Source organism: Halobacterium bonnevillei (assembly GCF_009831555.1).
In the GTDB taxonomy this organism is placed as follows: domain Archaea; phylum Halobacteriota; class Halobacteria; order Halobacteriales; family Halobacteriaceae; genus Halobacterium; species Halobacterium bonnevillei.
Map to the genome: position 1 here is coordinate 54,885 of NZ_WUUU01000003.1, position 19,511 is coordinate 74,395.

Annotated in this window: 17 protein-coding genes; 10 read left to right on the forward strand and 7 right to left on the reverse strand. The window is 63.0% G+C overall.

Features of this window, described 5'->3' with window-relative positions:
* Positions 1-33 precede the first annotated feature (33 nt).
* Entirely contained in the window at positions 34-375 is a 342-nt protein-coding gene (gene mnhG, locus GRX66_RS01300; protein WP_159524893.1) for a monovalent cation/H(+) antiporter subunit G, read from the forward strand.
* Between the two features lie 1,027 nt (positions 376-1,402).
* On the opposite strand, the gene GRX66_RS01305 is transcribed toward mnhG, so the two are convergent.
* The 4 genes from GRX66_RS01305 to GRX66_RS01320 all read right to left on the reverse strand — a co-directional run bounded on the left by GRX66_RS01305 (position 1,403) and on the right by GRX66_RS01320 (position 5,998).
* Positions 1,403-2,782, reverse strand: coding sequence for an aminomethyl transferase family protein (locus GRX66_RS01305; protein ID WP_159524894.1), 1,380 nt, complete (start codon positions 2,780-2,782; stop codon positions 1,403-1,405).
* Between the two features lie 119 nt (positions 2,783-2,901).
* Positions 2,902-3,765 carry a methylenetetrahydrofolate reductase gene (locus GRX66_RS01310; RefSeq protein WP_325063903.1) on the reverse strand — a complete coding sequence of 288 codons (864 nt, stop codon included), beginning with the start codon at positions 3,763-3,765 and terminating at the stop codon, positions 2,902-2,904.
* 264 nt (positions 3,766-4,029) lie between these two features.
* A complete protein-coding gene (locus GRX66_RS01315) occupies positions 4,030-5,349 on the reverse strand; it encodes an aminomethyl transferase family protein (RefSeq protein WP_159524896.1) in 1,320 nt (439 codons plus the stop codon).
* 247 nt (positions 5,350-5,596) lie between these two features.
* Complete coding sequence (locus GRX66_RS01320; RefSeq protein ID WP_159524897.1) at positions 5,597-5,998, reverse strand: acyl-CoA thioesterase; 402 nt, start codon at positions 5,996-5,998, stop codon at positions 5,597-5,599.
* Between the two features lie 231 nt (positions 5,999-6,229).
* On the opposite strand from GRX66_RS01320, the gene GRX66_RS01325 reads away from it, so the two are divergent.
* Entirely contained in the window at positions 6,230-7,786 is a 1,557-nt protein-coding gene (locus tag GRX66_RS01325; protein WP_159524898.1) for a class I adenylate-forming enzyme family protein, read from the forward strand.
* A 453-nt stretch (positions 7,787-8,239) separates the two neighbouring features.
* Here the strand turns inward: GRX66_RS01325 and GRX66_RS01330 are convergent, their stop codons facing one another.
* Positions 8,240-8,989 (reverse strand): IclR family transcriptional regulator, encoded by a 750-nt coding sequence (locus GRX66_RS01330; protein WP_233745221.1) that lies wholly within the window; start codon positions 8,987-8,989, stop codon positions 8,240-8,242.
* A 350-nt stretch (positions 8,990-9,339) separates the two neighbouring features.
* On the opposite strand from GRX66_RS01330, the gene GRX66_RS01335 reads away from it, so the two are divergent.
* The 7 genes from GRX66_RS01335 to GRX66_RS01365 all read left to right on the forward strand — a co-directional run bounded on the left by GRX66_RS01335 (position 9,340) and on the right by GRX66_RS01365 (position 15,995).
* On the forward strand, positions 9,340-10,110 hold the full coding sequence (locus tag GRX66_RS01335) for an IclR family transcriptional regulator (protein WP_159524900.1): 771 nt from the start codon (positions 9,340-9,342) through the stop codon (positions 10,108-10,110).
* Positions 10,111-10,370: 260 nt separating this feature from the next.
* Positions 10,371-11,723 carry an aminomethyl transferase family protein gene (locus GRX66_RS01340; protein ID WP_233745222.1) on the forward strand — a complete coding sequence of 451 codons (1,353 nt, stop codon included), beginning with the start codon at positions 10,371-10,373 and terminating at the stop codon, positions 11,721-11,723.
* Positions 11,724-11,883: 160 nt separating this feature from the next.
* A complete protein-coding gene (locus GRX66_RS01345) occupies positions 11,884-12,684 on the forward strand; it encodes an ABC transporter ATP-binding protein (protein WP_159524901.1) in 801 nt (266 codons plus the stop codon).
* Positions 12,677-13,387, forward strand: a complete 711-nt coding sequence (locus GRX66_RS01350) for an ABC transporter ATP-binding protein (protein WP_159524902.1) — start codon at positions 12,677-12,679, stop codon at positions 13,385-13,387. The genes GRX66_RS01345 and GRX66_RS01350 overlap by 8 nt, the downstream gene beginning before the upstream one ends.
* A 304-nt stretch (positions 13,388-13,691) precedes the next feature.
* Positions 13,692-14,579 carry a branched-chain amino acid ABC transporter permease gene (locus tag GRX66_RS01355; protein ID WP_159524903.1) on the forward strand — a complete coding sequence of 296 codons (888 nt, stop codon included), beginning with the start codon at positions 13,692-13,694 and terminating at the stop codon, positions 14,577-14,579.
* Positions 14,576-15,541 (forward strand): branched-chain amino acid ABC transporter permease, encoded by a 966-nt coding sequence (locus tag GRX66_RS01360; RefSeq protein WP_159524904.1) that lies wholly within the window; start codon positions 14,576-14,578, stop codon positions 15,539-15,541. The genes GRX66_RS01355 and GRX66_RS01360 overlap by 4 nt, the downstream gene beginning before the upstream one ends.
* 91 nt (positions 15,542-15,632) lie before the next feature.
* Positions 15,633-15,995 carry a VOC family protein gene (locus GRX66_RS01365; protein ID WP_159524905.1) on the forward strand — a complete coding sequence of 121 codons (363 nt, stop codon included), beginning with the start codon at positions 15,633-15,635 and terminating at the stop codon, positions 15,993-15,995.
* Between the two features lie 191 nt (positions 15,996-16,186).
* On the opposite strand, the gene GRX66_RS01370 is transcribed toward GRX66_RS01365, so the two are convergent.
* Together GRX66_RS01370 and GRX66_RS01375 are read right to left on the reverse strand one after the other, a co-directional pair.
* Positions 16,187-17,419, reverse strand: coding sequence for an ABC transporter substrate-binding protein (locus tag GRX66_RS01370; RefSeq protein ID WP_159524906.1), 1,233 nt, complete (start codon positions 17,417-17,419; stop codon positions 16,187-16,189).
* Positions 17,420-17,562: 143 nt separating this feature from the next.
* Entirely contained in the window at positions 17,563-18,339 is a 777-nt protein-coding gene (locus tag GRX66_RS01375; RefSeq protein WP_159524907.1) for an HpcH/HpaI aldolase family protein, read from the reverse strand.
* Positions 18,340-18,480: 141 nt separating this feature from the next.
* Between GRX66_RS01375 and GRX66_RS01380 the strand changes: the two genes are divergently transcribed.
* Positions 18,481-19,413, forward strand: a complete 933-nt coding sequence (locus tag GRX66_RS01380) for a VOC family protein (protein WP_159524908.1) — start codon at positions 18,481-18,483, stop codon at positions 19,411-19,413.
* Positions 19,414-19,511 lie beyond the last annotated feature (98 nt).

The window sequence follows — 19,511 nt, forward strand, 5'->3', positions numbered from 1 at the left end:
CGCGAGTCGACGGAACAGGGGAGGTGGCCGCTGATGGCCGACCTGGAAGCGCTCCGGACCGTACTTGTCGTCGGCTTCGTCGTCGTCGGAGCGTTCTTCCTCACGGTCGGGACAATCGGCCTGCTGCGACTGCCGAACGTGTACAACCGCATGCACGCGACGAGCAAGCCGGCGACCATCGGCACAGTCTCGGTCTTCCTCGCCGGGTTCGCGTACTTCGGGCCCGGTGGCGCCGGCCTCCCGTCCCTGATCGGGATCGTGTTCCTGTTCCTGACGGTGCCGACCGGCGCGCACATGATCTCGCGAGCAGCAGAACGGACCGGCGTCCCGTTCCTGGGGTCAGTGACGTGGCCGGGCAAGTCCGACGACGAGTAGCACAACAGCTGTTACGGCGCCGTATCGAGGTGGCCGAACCACCACTCCAGATGGGTGAGCCAAAACGGCGTCAGCACTGGGCGGCTCGTCCGAATACTTCGCTTCGAGTCCCGCTGTGTCGCGCACGCCCCGCACGTTTCCTGTATCAAGCGGACGACCTCGGTCGTGGTCGTTGAATCGGCCTTGTGTTCTACCAACATTGTTCTCCAAATTCGCCAGCTGAGCGACCCCCACCGCCACGATTCGAATCCGCTCCACTCGGGCTGCTGTGGAACGTGATGCGCGGACCCGAATCGGGAACGCGGGATGCGTTTGGCGGTGCGTGCTCGGCACCGATTCTGATTGGTCGACCCCGTCACAGAGAGCTTCGAACGCTTCGGCCGTTCTACGCGTCCGTCAGTGAGCGTGGGGTCTGGTCCCCGTGTCTCGGACACGAAAGCATCCCGAGCCCGGTGACACCTCCAGTGGACCCATTACCAGTTGCATAAACAATATAAATAATTTATATTTTGACCCTCTCTCGGTGGGGACACCGTCCACGACCGGGCCCGAAATCCGGCTCCAAACCACGCCTGGGAAGAACTCGCATCACGTCGCTGTCGATGACACCACGAACCAACTCGACGACGATCGATCCTGGCTGTACGTAGGCCTCAAGCTACGAGTCCAACGAACTCCCAGTTCTAGCGGTCTATCTCCACGACTAGTCGCCGTGCTAAAGCGGTTCCCAGTTGCTTCGCAGTCTATTCCCCGTCAACGGGCCTGCTTTTATCGCGACCGCCCTCTTCAGCCGGCCGAACTCCGGGAGTTACGTCCGAACCTAGATTCGTCTCACCTACCCGATGGGGCACTAATTCGACGCGCTGTCCACGCCTGTCGCCGGTGCCACTCGAACCCACTCTACGAATTATACGAAAATTGAGGGTAAGCCCAACAACCCAGTTCACGTATGTATCTCGGTGGCTCGTTTTCGCACGGGTCATTCCTGACCCGACACCGCGGTGCCCCGTTGAGCACGAACCCCGCGTTACACTGCAGAGTAATCTGCCGTTTTCCGCTTGTCCTCGAAGTACGGTGCCGGACCGACCGTTGCGCGGATCTCGGTCTGCGAATGTGGTTCGACTCTCGGATTCCTGGACTCCCCGGACTCCCCCCATACGATGGTAACCTCCGTCCCGGGGTCGCTGTACGCTGGGTCGATACTACAGAGCGAGAACATGCGCCGCTCGAAGTAGAGGTACCTGGTGTTGTTCGCAACTCCCACGTCCTCGCCGTCTTTCCGCACCCGGTCGTTCTGTGTCAACGACCACTCCGGAACGGGCAGGTTCGTGTACCGCTTCGGCTCCGCGTCCTCGAACAGGTGTCCGACGAGGGCGTTCGTGTCTGCCCGATTCCAGACGAGCGTTACCTTGGTTCCGGGCGGATCGTCGGCTTGGGCTTCGAGCGCGTCCCGTCCGACGAACTCGTGGTCGAACTCGATGAACCGGTCGTGACCGGCACCGAACGGCGTCAGATAGTGCTCTGTGACGTCCGTCGGTTCGACGCTTCCAGCGACGGTGAGCGCGCCTTCGAAGCTGTCCGCGTCGAGCCACTCCCGGTACGCTCGCATCTCGTCGCCGAAAATCGCTGGAAGGGGAACCGACATCCAGGCGGCGGGAATGACGCCGCCGGCGTACGCTTTCCGTCCGACGCGAGTGATTCCGTGGTCCTCGCCGGCGTCCATGAGTGCGCCAAGGACGGCGTCAGCGTGCTCCCACGGACCGAACAGCTCGAACCCTGGCTCGTTTATCATCCCGTGGCGGAGCGCGTTGACCTCGCAGCCAGCAACCGAGACCGGTTCGAAATTGAAGAACGAGATGTCCGGGAGGGGTTCGTCGAGGGCGCGTCGGATAACGGCGAGCGCGCTGGGGCCCTGTACCTGGTATCTGAAGTCTCTGGGGTCCCCGTCACGAACTCCGCTGTGCTCGTTGCGCGTCGTGGTCACGTCGTAGTCCCCGGTCTCCGCGTTGTACTGGATCCAGTTGATGGGCCCGTATCCGACGAGGTTGAACGCGTTCTCGGCGAGGCGAAACAGAATGCCGTCACCGATGAGGTAGCCGTTCGGGTTGCAGGCGACGAACTGCTTGGCCTCGCCCCGCTGGAATCCCTCGAAGTCGTTGGCGCCGAAGTCCTCGAAGAGGTCGAGCGCGTCGGGGCCTTCCACCCGGAGGTCAGTCATGTGATGGGACAGGTCCGAGACCGCACAGCTGTCGACCCACGCTGACTGTTCTTCCCGCCAGTTCGTGAATTCGGGTGGGACGTCCTCGAACAGCCGGAGGTGGCCGGAATCCGCGTGCGGCCCGACGGTCTGGAGGAACTCGAGTGGCGATTCGTACTCCCGTAGCACGTCTTGAAGGCTCTGTGTCATTGTGGCTGCGTACCCCGCTCACAGACAGAGGGGGAAACTACTTAGTTCTAGTTCGGGACTGCTGCAAGCGTCGTTCTGACCGTCACGCAGTCGGTGTCGACGGTCTGTGACGGGGCGTATCAGACTGACCGAAGTCGCTGACGGCGCCAGGATTCTGTATCCGGGACCTGATTGAACGTGTAGATGTGGAGGCCCGCGAACCCGTACTCGGGGTCGTTCACGTACGGTGCGAGCCCGTCGACGAGATCGTCCGGTTCGTACTTGCCGCGCGAGCCGACGAACTGCTTGATGAACCCCAGGATCCCACTCGTTTTCTTCAAGAAGCGAACGGAGTCCCCCACGCCGACTTTTTGCGAGATGCCGATCAGTTTCTGGTATTTCATCACTCCGGGAATTCCGACCTCGATGGGGAGTTCGATTCCACGATTGCGAATCGTCTCAGTCCACTCGACGATTGCGTCCGGGTCGTAGCACAGCTGGGTCGAGATGTACGTGGCGTGTGGGGCCTTCTTCGCCATCGATTCGGCGAGCGTCTCGTCGGAGAGAAAGCCGTGCCCCTCGGGATACCCCGTGATTCCGACGTCCTGGAAGTCGTACTCGAGTTCGTCGAGTGCCCGCAGGAGCTGGTAGGCCGAGTCGAACTTCCCGACTGGTTCTTCGAGGTCACCCCCCGGAACGAAGATGTCGGTGACGCCGACGCCGCGGAGCCGCTCGGAGATCGACGCGAGGTGTTGCTCGTCTTCCACGTACCGAGCGGCGATGTGCGGGACGACCTCGTAGCCCCGTTCCGCTGCCCGTTCGGCCCAGTCGATGGTCGCATCGAGGTCGAGCGTGGGCGACGCCGTGATGGTGATTGTAGCACCGTCGGGCAGGTGGTCGAGCTGGTCGCCGAAGCTGTCGAACGGCATCAGCTCGTAGCGGGGATTGTCGAGTAGTGCCGATTCAGCATCCGATTTCGTCGCCGAGCGTGCTGTCGTTAACATTGGTCTGGGCGGTCGTTTTGGCGGTCAGTGGACTGGCGCTATGTCCCGTCCGCGCGTTCCGTCCGGGCCCGGTCCGAAGCGATGGGTCCGGGTTCGAAGACGGACAGTAGTTGTATATATTTTGGCCCGGCGAGCCAGCCGGACCGGCCGGAGTACACAACGCCAGACACGAGTGCAATGCTACCGTGGCGAATCGAACCGCGGCGCTACTACGGGGCGATTCGCGTTCCCGAGGCCCGGCCGTACCTACCGTTGGCCGTCGGATTACCGCTTGTCCTTGCTGTAGGGTGCATTCGCCACAGTGGCCGTGATCTCCGTCTGTACGTGGCGTTCGACCTGCGGGTTCTCCGTGTCCTCAGGATCGCCCCACGTGAGTGTGACTTCCGTGCCCGGTTCGCTGTACTCGGTGTCGATTACGGCGAGCGAGAGCAGCTCTCGCTTGTTGTAGATGTAGCTCTTGTCCGTCGAGACGCCGATCGTCTCCCCGTCCTTCGAAACCTCGTCGTAGTGACACGCGGCAGAACGGGGGTGGGGCAGGTCCATGAACTGGTACGTGTCGCCGTCCGTGAACAGTGAGGCGAACACGTCGACGACGTCTTCGCCGTCCCACACGAGCGTGACTTTTTCACGCTCGGCGTCGCCGAGTTCGTCCTTCAGTGGTTCGCTGCCGACGAAATCGTGCTCGAAGTCGATGATGTGACCGTATCCCAGCTCCGGCGGCGTGAAGTAGTAGTCCGTGATGTCGTCGGAGTCGTAACTCCCGCCGATCGAGAGCAGTCCCTGCCCGACGTTCAGCCACTCGCGGTAGTCCGTCATGCCCTCGTCGTAGATGGCCGGCACGACGAGCGGAATCCAGCCGAGAATCGCGTTCGGGGTCTGGTAGCTCTCGCCGCCGAGGCGCGTGATGCCGTAGTCTTCGCCGGCCTCCAGAACGGCCGTTCGAACTGCCTCGCCTTCCTCGTAGGGGCCCCAGAACTCGAATCCGGGTTCGCCGGCCATCCCGTGACGAAGCAGATTGACTTCGTGGCCATCGATGGAGACCGCATCGAAGTTGAAGAAGCCGAGGTCTGGGAGTGGCCCGTCAGTCGCGTCCTCCATGATTTTGATTGCTTCGGGGCCCTGGACCTGGAAGCGGAAGTTGTTCGGGTCCTCGCCGGTCTGGACCGGGCGACTCTGGATCTCGCCGGAGACGTCGTAGTCCCCCGTCTCGATGTTGTACTGGAGCCAGTTGTGTGCGGCGGCACCGCCGACGCTCAGGAATTCGTCGTCGCCGAGGTGGAACCAGATCGCGTCACCGATGAAGTATCCGTTCGGATTCGCGACGACGAGCTGTTTCGCCGTGCCTGGCTCCGAGTTCTCGAAGTTGTTGACCGCGTGGTCCTTGTAGAGTTCGAGCGCGTCCGGTCCCTCGACGTAATGGTCCGTCATGTGGTAGGACTGGTCGGCGAACGCGCAGTTCTCCCGCCAGGAGCGCTGCTCCTCGATCCAGTGCGTGAACTCGTCGGGAACCTTCGTGAACTCGCCAACCCCGAGGTCGCGCATCAATTCGACTGGGTCTCCCGCCGCGTTCACCGCCTCCTCCATACTGTCGCTGAAAGACCAGGCTCTATCGCTACTCATTATTGGATTGCATTGGTACCTGTTCACGTGCCGTATATATAATTTTGGATAGGCTGGGGGATAGACCGGTTACCGGCCGAACAGCACCGGCTACGCGGCCCCAGAGTGGATTCGCAGCGACGTCTCCGCCTCCCGGCGGAACAACACCGACTCCTCTCGGTGAACGCTGATTCGTAGCCGCGAACTTCTGGATGCCTGTCGGTGGCCGCTGTTAGTCAGTTGATGCCTCGATGGCGTCACGGATTTCCTCCGGGAGCGATTGGCTCTCCGTCTCGGCTTTTGAGACGCAGACGTGCTGTTCGCGGCCAGTGAACGCGGTTCCGCCGTCCTCGTGCGTCGCGACGAACTCCAATCCCAGGCTCTTGGTCCCGACGTCAGGGTCGACGGAGATGGTCAGTTCGTCCTCGACCTCGACGGGACGTTCGAACTCCAGGTCGACTGCGACCAGGGGCAGGTGGATTCCGAACTCGTCTGGGATGTCCCAGTACGCGTGCCCGACTGAGACCATGTATTCTTCGCCAGCGCGGTGCATTGCGTCCACGAGTCGCGGATAGTACGCGATGCCCTGCGGGTCTGCGTGACCCCAAGCGCACTTCCAGGTGTACTCGAACATCGTCCCTCCCGTTCTCGTGCGCTCGTAAGTAGTTTCGGTCCGGTTCGGCGCGCGTGCGTCGTCGAACGGGATGGAAGCGACGGGACCGACCCCGGCGCAGGGAGGACTGAACGGACCTACAGCGAGTCCCAAATCAAGCGCAAACCGGGGTGGGTCCGTGCGACGTTCAGGTCGATTTGGCGAGGCGGCCCGTCCGAAGTTATAAGATACACAATTGCAACCACACCACGTATGCACTCGAGTTCAACCGTTGAGGTCCCGTCCCTGCGGGAGCTATCGAGTATCGCTGCGAACAACACCCCGGACAAAGTCGCGTTCGGGGAGGGGGTGGACGGCCCGACAGTCACGTGGGCGGAGTTCGACGAGCAGAGCGTCCAGGCGGCGAACGCGTTCGGAGACTCGATCGGATTGGGCGACCGGGTCGTCTTCCTCTGCGAGAACTCCATCGAACACACGACGCTGTGGAACGGCGCACTCAAAGCGGGCTGCGTCGTGTCGAATCTCCACGTGCGGGCGGCGCCAAACACGATCGCGCATTGCATCGACGCCTGCAAACCCCGCGCACTCGTCGTCGACGAATCGACCAGTGAACTGTTCGAAGACCGAGTGGCAGACAAACTCTCGACGACGCTGGACGTCGTCGTCAACACCGGTGCGACGCAAACACGACGGCAGCAATCCTTCGAGACGTTCGTCGACGGTCATTCGACGACACCCCCCGACGTCCGGACGATGGAGGACGACACGGCCGCGATCATGTGGACGTCGGGGACGACGGGCGAGCCGAAGGGGTGGTGTTTCACGAACCGAGGGCTCTATCTGCGGGCGAGCACGCTCGTCGACGTGCTGGAAGTGAACAGGACGACCCGACAGCCGCACGTGTTCACTCCCTCGTTTGCGGCGTGGTACTCCGTGATGCTGCCCGCCCTTCTGACGGGCGCCACGACGTACTTCCTCGACACCTGGGACCCCGGAGAGTATCTCCAGATGATCGAGACGCACGAACTCACGACGGCGCTGCTCGTGCCGACGATGTGGCGGGAGATTCTCAACATGGGTTCGTTCGACGAGTACGACCTCGATTCGTTGCAGGCGATCACGTCCGCCGGGGAGGTCCTCGACGCGACCACGCTGGAACGACTGCGGGAGAGCGTCTGCGGGGTCGTGAAGAATTCCTACGCAGCGACCGAGGCCTACTCGACGGTGATGAACAACGCCGAGTTGGAGGCGGGTCGCATCGACAGCGTCGGAAAGCCGGTCCCGGGGGTCCAGATCCGGATCGTCGACCCGGGTGGGACCTACGAGGACGTCCGGGACGTCGGGGAAGTCGGCGAGATCGCGGTTCGTGCACCGGACGCGCCGGTGTGGGCCTGGGGCCGGACGGAGAAGACCGAGCAGTCGTTCGAGGATGGCTGGTGGTACTCCGGCGACCTCGGGTATCGCGACGAGGACGACTTCATCTACCTGGAGGGGCGAAGCGACTTTCAGATCATGTCGAAGGGAATCAAGGTGTACCCAACCCCGATCGAGGAGCGACTCAACGCCCACCCCGACGTCGAGGAGTCCGCCGTCGTCGGCGTGGAAGACGACGAATACGGTGAGAAAGTTACGGCGTACGTCTACGCGCCGGATTCGGACGTGAGCGCGGACACGCTGGACGAGTGGTGTCTGGAAAGCGACGACCTCGCTCGCATGGAGCGACCCCGCTCCTACCACTTCGTCGAGGACCCGCTGCCGCGGACGGCGACTGGGAAACTGGACCGTATGAGCGCGAAGGGCGACGAATAGACGCTTCCCGAGAGCGGACGGACCTGCAAGCGACTTCTCAGCTGTCTCCGCCGGAGACGGAACATCGCCACTCCTAGCAAGTGGGTGCCCGGAGCGTTCTACTGGCGCACTGCCCGCTTGGTCTCGAATCAGTTGTCCGGTCTTGGGACGACGCGGGACTTCGAGCCCCACGACAACACTAATCCGATATATTCGGATACAGGGCCGCGGGGGGTCTGCGGCACATCGGCAAGTCCTTACAAATATATGCTTGTAATATTCGTGTGCATAGCGTCTTGGGAAGGGGAGCAACGTTGTCGCGGGGAGCGCCCGAATTACAGGTGTATAGATGTAATGGTGTCGCGCAGTCAATTCGGAGCGCTGAACGGGAACGATTCAGTGGACCGCAATCCGCTCAGTTCGACCAACTCGTCCGAACGTTTCGGATACGTTCCGTACTCGGGGGCAGGGGACTCACTGGCCGTACTGGTAGTTGACAGTGATAGTGTTCTGGACCTCCTGGAGCTGGTCGAGGAGGTCAGCTTGATACGCTTCGTCCTGGATGCGTTTCGTTGGGACGACGATCCCAATCGAACCGAGCACCTCCGCTTCGACCGTAATTGGAACGGCAATCATTCCCATGCCGATTACCTGTTCGTCCCAGTCCACGGCGTATCCGTCCGCCCGGATTTCGGCGAGTTCGGCTTTCAACCGCCCTGGGTCAGTTATCGTGTGCTGGGTTCTGGCTTCGAGCCCCCGCTGGTCGAGGATCTCGTCGATGCGGTCTTCCGAGAGTTTCGCGAGAATCGCTTTCCCCGTCGCGACGGTGTGTAGCGGCGTCGACGCTCCCGGATAGGTGCCGAGGCTGAGCGCCTGGTCACCACCTTCCTGGTGGAGAATCACTCCGACTCCTCCCATTTCGACCGTCAGGCCGATCAGCTCGCCAGTGTTCTCCGAGAGGCGCCGCATCTCGGGTTGTGCAAGCTGGAACAGCCGATTTCTGTACCGCATCCGCCCCGCAATCGTGAGGAAGTAGGCGCTGATGGTGTACTCGCCTTTCTCCTTGTTGACGAACTTCGTGTCCGTGAGCGATTCCAGATAGTCGTACACCGTGCTGTTGGGCACGTCGAGCTCCGCAGCAATTTCAGTCGGGCCAGCCCCGTCGAGTTTCCACAGCAGGTCCAGGATCTCGAAGGCGCGCGTGACGGTGGTGAGTGACGTCATGATTTGGGTGACAGTACCAGCCATGCGGTAATGTAATTTCCGATTAATTCGGATGCGTCTGCGGGCGAGGGTCCGACAGGGATGTCGGCCGCTAGCGAACATCCCCCATAGCGATCGCGGACCGGAAAGCCCTCGCCGGCGCGAACTACGAGACGTAGTGCGAGTCCGTAGACGGGCCCGCTACGACCCGCAGCGTTCGATGATGTCTGTGAGTGTACGTCCGTTCGATGATGTCTGTGAGTGTACGTCCGTTCGATGATGTCTGTGAGTGTACGTCCCTGTGTCGAGAGCGGGGGCGGACTGCACGCTGGTGAGTAATGACTATACCCGTCGCTGCCCTCGCAAACGACATGGAATCCACGACGAACGTCCTGAAATCCGCCGACAAGGTGTTCAGCATACTCGAACACCTGGAGGAACACGGCGGGAAGACCGTCACGGAACTGGCGGCAGAGTTCGACATCCCGAAGAGCACCATCCAACTGTACATCAACACGCTGTACGAGAACCAGTTCGTGACGAAGACCGGTGGACGATACGAACTCAGCCTCCAGTTTCTGAAGTACGGATTCACGTCGCTGTCGACGCACCCGCTGTTCCCGGCGGTCAAGTGGAAAACCGAGGACATGGCGGACTCGACGGGGGAGTTGGCCGCCTGTTTCGTGGAGGAGGAAAACGAGGGCGTGTACATCTACGGCCGCGAGGGCGACCGGTCGGTTCGGACGGACCTCTCCATCGGAGACCGGTCGCCGCTGCACTGCACGGGCAGCGGGAAAGCCATCCTGGCGGAACTCGGGGAAGAGCGAATCACGGAAGTCATCGAATCCCAGGGGCTCGAGCAGCGAACGCCGAACACCATCACCGGCGAGGACGAACTCCGCGCCGAACTCGCGCGGATTCGGGAGCGGGGGTACGCGACCTCGCGGGAGGAGTCCATCGCGGGCATGCACTCAGTGGCGGCGCCGGTCACAATCGACGGCGGGGTCGTGGGTTCGATCAGTCTCGCCGGGCCAGCGACCCGGTTCGTGGGTGAGCGATTCGAGGCGGAACTCCCGGAACTGGTGATGGGTGCCGCGAACGAGATCGAACTGCGACTCACGTACTCGCGGAGTGGCGTGTGAGTACCGGCGCTGTTCTCGCCCCCTGACAGGTGTCGCGCACGACCTTCCCCCGGGTTCAGGAGTGTTGAACGACGGAGCAAGAGCGTTCCCCATATCGTGATAACTGAGTGCAGATCTCGGCTACACGCGAAACTCGAATACCGTTTCTAGACCGCTGTCACTGCCGAAATACTACCTTTACGTTGGGTGGGTACTGGTTCACCGCTCCTGAACAACCCAGCCAAGTAACACTTATGGGAGTGTGTCCGCTTCACGTGTGCATGGCTCACGATAGCCTGCAGTCAGCGCTCGATGCGGCGGACAGCCCGATCACGATGCTCCAGCAGGTCGGTGGGCGCTGGGTCTGGCCGAGCGACGTTGCTCGCGAGTACACGCACTGGATGGAGGAACTCCGCGCCACCCGCGAGACGTGCGTGCTCGCCGACCTCTCCCACCACCAGATGGACCAGGTCATCGAGGGCCCAGCGGCGTTCGACCTCCTCGAGTCGCTGTGCACGAACAGCTTCGAGGGGTTCGACGTCGGGCAGGCCAAGCAGGCAGTGCTGTGTACCCCGAGCGGGAAGTTCATCGGCGACGGAATCCTCCAGCGCCTCGGCGAGGAGTCGTTCGTGTTGAGCGGGAAAGTCCCCGCCGCTCACTGGATCGCCTACCACATCGACACCGGCGACTACGACGCGGCCCAGGAAATCCACCCAAAGACTTCCCGAAATCCCGATGGCCCCCACTTCTTCACGTACCAGGTGCAGGGCCCGAACGCACTCGATGTGATGCAGAACCTCGTTGACGAGGACCTCACCGACATCCCGTTCTTCAACTTCGAGCCCGTCACCATCGCGGGCCACGACGTCCGAGCCCTCCGCCACGGGATGGCCGGCGAGGCCGGGTTCGAACTGCAGGGCCCCTACGAGCACGGCGACGACGTCCGCGACGCCATCCTCGACGCCGGCGAACCGCACGGAATTCGGCGACTCGGAACGCGCGCCTACGAGCCGCTCAGCGTGAAACTCGGATGGGTGACGACGCACGTTCCCGCGATTTACACGGACGAGGAGTTACAGCCGTATCGCGAGTGGCTCGACGCGGACAGCTACGAGGCGACGTACTCCGTCGCCGGCAGCTTCGCCTCCGAGGACATCAGCGACTACTACGTCAGCCCGTTCGACCTCGGATACGGGCACCTCGTGGCGTTCGACCACGAGTTCGTGGGACGGGACGCCCTCGAAGCGGAAGCCGAGAACCCCGACCGGACGCGCGTCACGCTCGTCTGGGACGACGAGGACGCCGTCGACATCTTCGGGTCGCTGTTCCAGGACGACCACCTCCCGTACAAGTACCTCGACCTCCCGCGGGACCGCTGGGGCGGCCACCACGACCAGGTGCGCGTCGACGGAGCACTCGTCGGCATCTCGAAGAGCTTCGCGTACTCGTACAGCGACCGGGAGTTGCTGTCCATCTGCTCCATCGACACCGAGTACAGCGACCCGGGAACGAGGGTCACCCTCGTCTGGGGCGAGGAAGGCGGCGAGTCGCTCAACCCGACCGTCGAACGACACACCCAGACCGAGTTCAACGCGACCGTCCAGCCCAGCCCGTACCTCGCCGACGACAGGTAACCGAACAGTGGCCCCCACTCGTCGGCGTCGATTTCCCGCCCGTCATCGTCGGCCCTGGATTCGCGCCCGGAGCACCGCCGCGAACCAGCACCCGCCCGCCGGTCCACACCCCCGAAAAGACTAATGCAGTCAGAAATAATTGAGCGACAAGTGAATACAGATGCCTGATTCGACGGAATCGGAGCTGTCCTCCGGGTCGCAGGACGCGAGGGAGCGCCGGCCCGCCGGGGACGACTCGATTCTGACCGTCGACGGCCTCGACAAGACGTTCGGGTCGCTCGTCGCCATCGACGACCTCGACCTCGAGGTCAGAGAAGGCGAAGTCCACGGCCTCATCGGCCCGAACGGCGCCGGCAAGACGACGCTCATCAACTTGATTACGGGCGAGCTGAAGCCGACCTCCGGGTCGGTCCGCTTCGATGGCGAGGAACTCACCGGCCTGTCCCCCTCGACCATCGCCAAGCGCGGCGTCGGGCGGTCGTTCCAGGTCGTCCAGTTCTTCCCCGAGATGACCGTCAGGGAGCACCTGCACCTGGCGCTGCGTGACCCGACGACGACCGTCACGAGCATCCTCCACGGGGACAGCGACCACGAGGACCGAATCAGCGAGATTGCGGACGTCGTCCACCTCGAGGAGCAACTGGGGACAGTCGCGAAGAACCTCTCCTACGGGGAGCAGCGATATCTCGAAATCGGGCTCGTGCTTGCGCTGGACGCCGACCTGATCCTGTTCGACGAACCCGCAGCGGGCCTCAACAGCGCGGAGACAGAAGACCTGCGCCAGATCATCGACGACCTGCGCGGCGACTACACGATCCTCATCATCGAGCACAACATCGACCTGGTTCGCCGCCTCGTCGACCGCATCAGCGTGCTCCACGGCGGGTCGCTGCTCGCGACCGGGGCGCCAGACGAGATTGTGGAGAACGAGCGCGTCAAGGAGGTGTATCTCGGTGAGTAAGCTTCTCGACGTCGACGACCTGAACGCGTACTACGGCGAGAGTCAGGTGCTGTTCGACGTCTCATTCGACTGCAACGAGGGCGACGTTGTCGGCGTGTTCGGCCGGAACGGCATGGGGAAGACGACGCTCCTGGAGAGCCTCCTCAACCGGATCGACCGGAAGACCGGCACGGTCCGATTCCGCGACCGCGACGTCACGGACTGGCCGCCACACGAACTCATCCGCGAGGGCATCTCGTACGTGCCGGCCGACCGAGAGATCTACCCGGCGTTGAGCGTCCGCGAGAACCTCGAAGTGTCGACGCCGAAGGGGCTCTCCGACGAGGTCGTCGCGGAGCGCATCCAGTCGGTGTTCGACCGGTTCGACCGGCTGGGCGAGCGCCGTGACCAGCGCGGCGGGACGCTCAGTGGCGGCGAACAGCAGATGCTGGCGATGGGGCGAGCCCTCGTCCGAGACCCCGACCTCCTGTTGCTGGACGAACCCACGGAGGGACTGGCGCCGATTATCGTCGACGACGTCATGGACGCCCTCGAAGACCTGGCGTCCCAGGACCGAACCGTGCTCCTCGTCGAACAGAACATCAAGAAGACGCTCCCGCTCATCGAACGCGGCTACATCCTCGAAACCGGGGAGATCGTCGCGGAGGGCGACTCGGAGTTCCTCAGCGACGAGGGACTCCACGAGATGTACCTGACCGTGTGACGGCGGTGCGACTGCCACAGCGCTCGCAAGCGGTACGACTGTCAGAGCGCTCGCAGGCGGGCGACTTTCACTACGCTCGCACGTGCGAACGACGCGCGGAAGTCACAGGAGAAGCCGGAGGCACCGCCACAGGAGCGGCCAGCGGAATCGCCACAGGAGCGGTCAGCGTGACAGCCACAGGAAGATATATTAGCCTGTGAAGATAGCCGGTAACGTACTTGATGATGACAGACACCATGGACTGGGGACGTCGCGGCGGACGTACCGATGATGCGAACGCCACGACGTCGACTGGGTAACGACAATGGATCTGACACCGCTGCTCACGTCTGACCAAATAATCACGTACGCGTTGAACGGGTTCAGCAACGGGATGATTCTGTTCCTCGTTGCGAGCGGACTGACGTTGATCTTCGGCCTCATCGGCCTCATCAACTTCACTCACGGCGCGATGGTCGCGTTGGGCGGCTACCTGACCCTCGTCTTCGTCGGCGTCACCGGGAGTTTCTGGCTGTCGCTGGTGGCCGCCATCGTCGTCGTCTCCGTGTTCGGGCTCCTCCTGGAGCGGACGATACTGCATCACCTCTACGAGGAGCCACTGCTCGGGTTCCTCGCGACGTTCGGGATTCACCTTGTCGTCGAGGAACTGCTGTCGTTCCGATTCGGCGACCAATCCCGCTCGCTCACCGCCCCGTTCCCGGGGTCGATGGACCTGCTCGGAGTTGCCTACCCGAAACACCGTCTGCTCATCATCGCGATCGGCTTCGCCGTCGCGCTCGTAATCGGGCTCGTCCTCACGCGAACCAGACTCGGCCTCGAGATCCACGCCACCGCGATCCAGCCGGACACCGCGGAGATACTCGGCGTGAACTCCAGGAAGGTGTACACGCTGACGTTCGTACTCGGGACCGCGCTCGCCGCGCTCGCCGGCGGACTCGTCGGCCCGATCACGTCGATCACGCCCGGCATGGGGACGAGCTACATGGTGCAGGCGTTCCTCGTCATCATCGTCGGCGGCATGGGGAGTTTCAAGGGGTCGTTCGTCGTCAGCATCATCGTCGGCCAGATCACCGCCTTCGGGTGGCTGATACTGGCGCCGACGTACGTCGAACTGACCGTGTTCGTCGCCGCAATGGCGTTCATCCTCTACAAGCCGCGTGGCTTCTTCGGGAAGCCGGAGGTGTTCGAATGAGCCAACGGTCCGCGGGGCTGCGCGCGTACGTCAGCGAGTCCTACCGGTGGCTGTGGGTCGCGTTCGGCGTCGCCGTCCTCGTCCTGCCGGCGGTCGGCACGAACTACTTCGTCGGCGTGTTCACGCAGGCGCTCATCTACGGCCTGCTGGCGATCTCCCTGGACATCGCGCTGGGGTACACCGGCCTCCTCTCGCTGGCGCCGGCCGCGTTTTTCGGCATCGGCGCGTACTCGGTCGCGAAAGTGGTCGTCGACTGGGGGGTGTCCTACTGGCTGGGCTTCCCCCTCGCCGTCGTCGTCGCCGCCGTCGTCGCAGTCGCGATCGGATACGGCCCCATCAAGCGGCGCATCGGCGAAGTCTACTTCGTCCTGTTCACGCTCGCGTTCGGCGTGCTCGCCCACGACGCGACCTACGTGGCGACGTCTCTGACCGGCGGTTCGAACGGGCTCGGGTACTTCTCCCCACCGTCGATGCTCGGCGTCGACCTGGGGGGTACCGTCCCGTACTACTACGTCACCGTGCTCGTCGTCGGCGCCCTCGGGATCGGGCTGTACGCGCTCCTGCGGTCGGACTACGGCTCCGTCCTCCACGCGACCCGGCAGAACGAACTCCGGATGCGGTACCTCGGGTACGACACCGACCGGGAGAAGCTCGTGGCGTGGGTCCTCTCCGCGGTGACGTCCGCACTCGCCGGCGCGCTCTTCGTGGGCACTGTGGGGCTCGCCGCGCCGTCGATGATGTCGTTCGAACTCAGCGGCGAAGTCATCATCTGGACGGTCGTCGGCGGTACGGGGACGTTCGTGGGGCCGTTCATCGCCGCGATCGTCCTCCACATCGTGAACAACTATCTCGGGAACGTGTGGCCGGAAGGCTACCTCATCGTCCTCGGTGTCCTCTTTGTCGGGTTCGTCTTCCTGCTCCCGGAGGGCGTCATGGGCGCGATCCGCAATCGCCTCCGGTGACCGTCCGGCGGAGCACCCGTTCGGCCCTCGAACGACGGCGGTGATGGCGGGGATCACAATACTTACTACTTGACAGTCGGTGCCGTGGAGTATGGTCGGGAAGATTGACCACATCGAGATAGAAGCGAGTGACGCCGAAGAGATGGCCGACTTCCTCAAGAAGCTCGGATACGAGGAGGTCCGCAGGACGGAACACCACGGAGAATCGTTCGAACTCGAGCCGACCGACTCCGACGGCCCGCTGTTCGAGATTCACACCGTCGACGGCGAGGAAGTTCCGGGGATAAACCACATTGCGTACGCACACGACGACCTGGACGAACTCGCCGACGAACTCGGCGACCAGGACGTCGACTCCATCGTCGGTCCCTACGACGTCGAGGAGACGGGGCGTACGATTCTCAATTTCCGCGACCCCGACGGACGCCGCTTCCAGGCCGTCGACGACGAATAACGAGCGGGTCAGGCGAACGACTCACAGTTCGACTTCTCCGGCTCCAGACGACCTTCGACGCGGATTTGTGAACCCGACGTCCATCCACGCGTCCTCTGTCCGGGACGACGAGTACGTCGTGGTACTGGTCGTCGAGTACAGGGCCGCAGAGAGTAGAACCGAACGACGCCCGCGAACGCTCCGCTACCGATTCAGCAGTTACTGTCTGGGATGACGCCGGGATATTCGGCCAGGGACACGAACTCGCTGTCCCGGCGGGTCGCGCCGACGAAGTCGAGGTCGATCTGTCCGTCGCTCTCGCGGAACGTGGAGTCACCGTAGACGGAGTCCCAGTTCATGCCGGACAGCGAGTCGATGACGTCGTCGCCGTTCGTGGTGCCGGCTTCCTCCATCCCCTTCGCGAGCGCGCGAACGCCCTCGAAGCCGCTGGCACAGGAGGCGTTCGGCAGGAGGTCGCTGTCCGCGGGATACAGGTCCCTGAACGTCTGGTTGATCTCGCGGTCACTGACCGGATTGTAGAACGTCGTGCCGTACCAGCCGTCCGCCGCGGCACCGACGCTCGCCTGGATCGTCTGATTGACCGGCTTCCCCGAGTTGAACATCATGACCTTCTCCTCTTTGAGGTCGTAGTCCTGGGCCTGCTGAATCAGGCGGATGGCCATGCCGGGCGTCATGACGCCGGTGATGACGTCGGCGTCGGTCTGGCTGAGCTCGGAGATGTACGAGGAGAGGTCCTGGGTTCCGAGCGGGACGAGCGTGCTCCCGGTGACTTCGCCGCCGCGGTCGCTGACGGCGTCCTCGAGCAACTCGAGGTTGTTCTGGCCGAGCGCGTAGTCCGGGGAGAAGAAGTGCATCCGGGTGTGGTCGAAGTCCCTGTCGACGAGGTCCGGCATCTCGTAGAGGAAGTCCGTCCCCGCCTGGACGGTGTGTTTGTTGCTCGGGAACAGGAAGAACGAGTAGTCAGAGCAGTTGTCGCCTTCGCGGGCGTCGTTCGAGGACGCCTGCGTCGGAATGATGGGGATCTGGGCCTCCTCCTGCACGTACGGGATGACTGAGATGGTGGACGAACTGAGCGACGGGCCGATGATGGCGTCGACGTTCTCCTGTTCGACGAGCGTCCGGGCGCCGTCGAGGGCAGTCGACGGTTCAGATGCGGTGTCCTGGACGACGAGTTCGTACTCGGAGTCGAGAATCTCGCCGTCGAGATGTTCGCGCGCCATCTCGGCGCCGCGTTCGATCTCCTGTCCGGTGGCAGCCGTCGGCCCACTGAGCGACGTGAGGAGGCCGAGCTTCGCCGAATCGCTGTCGCCGCCACCTAGTGCGGAGCATCCGGCGAGTGCGGTCGCCGAGACTGCCGCGCCGACGGCGCTGAGGAACTGCCGGCGATTTGTACTAGCTGCCCTATCGGTGTGTGCGCTTACCATGACAACAGTCACCACGTTGCACTTGTGGTATAAATCATTTTTTATTAAATTCAGAGGGGTAGTTCGGACTGTGACGCACCGGTCGCGTGCGGAGCGACGAGGCTCGGACTGTTCGGAGAAGCTAGTCGAAGAGTACGAGCGTGCTACGGGGAGATCGCGCGAAGGCGCTCGCCGAGTGTCTCGCGGATGGCACTGATGTCCCCGCCCATGCGGAGCACCTGATAGCCGTCGTTCACTGCGGCTTCGACCCCCTCCGGGTCGTTTCGAATACACCCCATCGGAACGCCGGCGGAACGAGCAGCGTCCTCGACGTCCGAGATCTGGTTCTGAACGCTGTCGTGGTCCCGGTTCGTTGGATGGCCCATCTGTACAGACAGGTCGCCCGGGCCGATGAAGACGAAGCCGAGTTCCGGCACCGAGAGGATGCCGTCGAGTTCGTCCACCGCGGTCGTCTTCTCTATCATCACGCCGAGACACACTTCCTCGTCCTCGCTTCGGACGTAGTTCTCCGACGCACCCCACGTGCGGGAACGACCGCTTGCCATGCCGCGTTGGCCGGGTTCACCGTCGTACCGGAATCGAGTCGCTTCCACGGCCGTGCGAACGTCAGCTGCGGAGTCGACCCGGGGGATGAGGAGGTTCCGGACACCGGCGTCCAGAACTTTCCGAATCAGTGGCGGGTGCGCCGAGGGCAATCGAACGAGGAGTTCTGTCCCGCTGACTTCGGCCGCACGCGTCAGGTCCTCGAACACGCTGCTGTCGTAGGGGCTCGGCCCGGTGTGTTCGAAGTCGAGCCAGACGAAATCGATGCCGAGTTCGCCGTACACCTCGATTACGTTCGGCAGGAACGTCGAAGACTTGGCTCCGTAGACGGCGTCGCCGCTCTCGAGTGCTCGTCGAACGCTGTTGCTTTGATCCATCGTGGTCGGTACTGGAACAACGACCACATTATAGATTCCGGTGCCCTCGACCGTCTACGCGTGGCTCCGTGGAACCCGCCGGCCGGAGGGGGTGGGAATCACCCAAATGCTTTAGTAAACAGTCCCGACAACTGCTGCAGTATGGCCCCAGAGCTCGCACGACTCGGCCACATAGCACTCGAAACGCCGGACCTGGCGGACTCGATGGAGTTCTTCCACGACGCCGTCGGGATGGAGGAAGTCGAGCGGACCGCGGACACGGTGTACCTCAGGGCGATGGACGAATTCGCACATCACTCGCTGAGTCTCACCGAGCGGGACTCGGCAGGCGTCGCGCACATCGGCTGGCAGACTGCAGAGCCCGAACACGTCGAACAGTACGCCGAGCGACTGACTGACATGGGGGTCGACGTCAGGTGGGTAGCCGAAGACGAGGAACGTGGTCAGGGTGACGCAATTCGCTTCGAGGTCCCGCACGGGCATACGTTCGAGTTGTACTTCGAGATGGAGAAGCCCGACCCGCCAGCCGAGCGTCGGTCGAGACTCCGCAATCGAACGTACTCGCCCACGACAACGAATCCCGTCGCGCCACGCCAAATCGACCACGTTCAGATCTGGGACCCGAACGCCCGTGACTGCGCTGAGTGGCTGCAGGAGCACCTCGACTTCGAGATGCACGAGCGGTACAACCTCGAAGACGGCTCCCGGTGGGGGACGTTCCTCAGCGCGTCGGGGACGAAAATCGAGGCTGCCGTCATCCAGAACGAGAGCGGCCAGGCCCCGCCCGCAGTCCATCACACCGCCTACACTGTCGATGGCGGTGCGGACCTGTTCGAGGCGGGCGACGCCATGAAGGAACACAAGGTCCCAATCGACGGGTTCGGTCAGCACTCCATCTCGCGCGGGAAGTTCCTCTACGCCCGAGACACGACGACTGGACACCGGATCGAGTTCAACGACGGCGGCTATCTCGTCTTCGATCCCGACTGGGACCCCATCGAGTGGGAGGAGACGGACCTGGACGACCGCCAGTGGCTCGGCGGACTCACTCCCGGAAACGCAGTCCACTACTGAATCGTCGGCGACGCAGTCCCACTGTTCTCCGGGCGCCCCTCGGAGGCTACCAGCGAAAACCTCCTCATTCCCCGAAACTAAATAATTGTTAATCAATG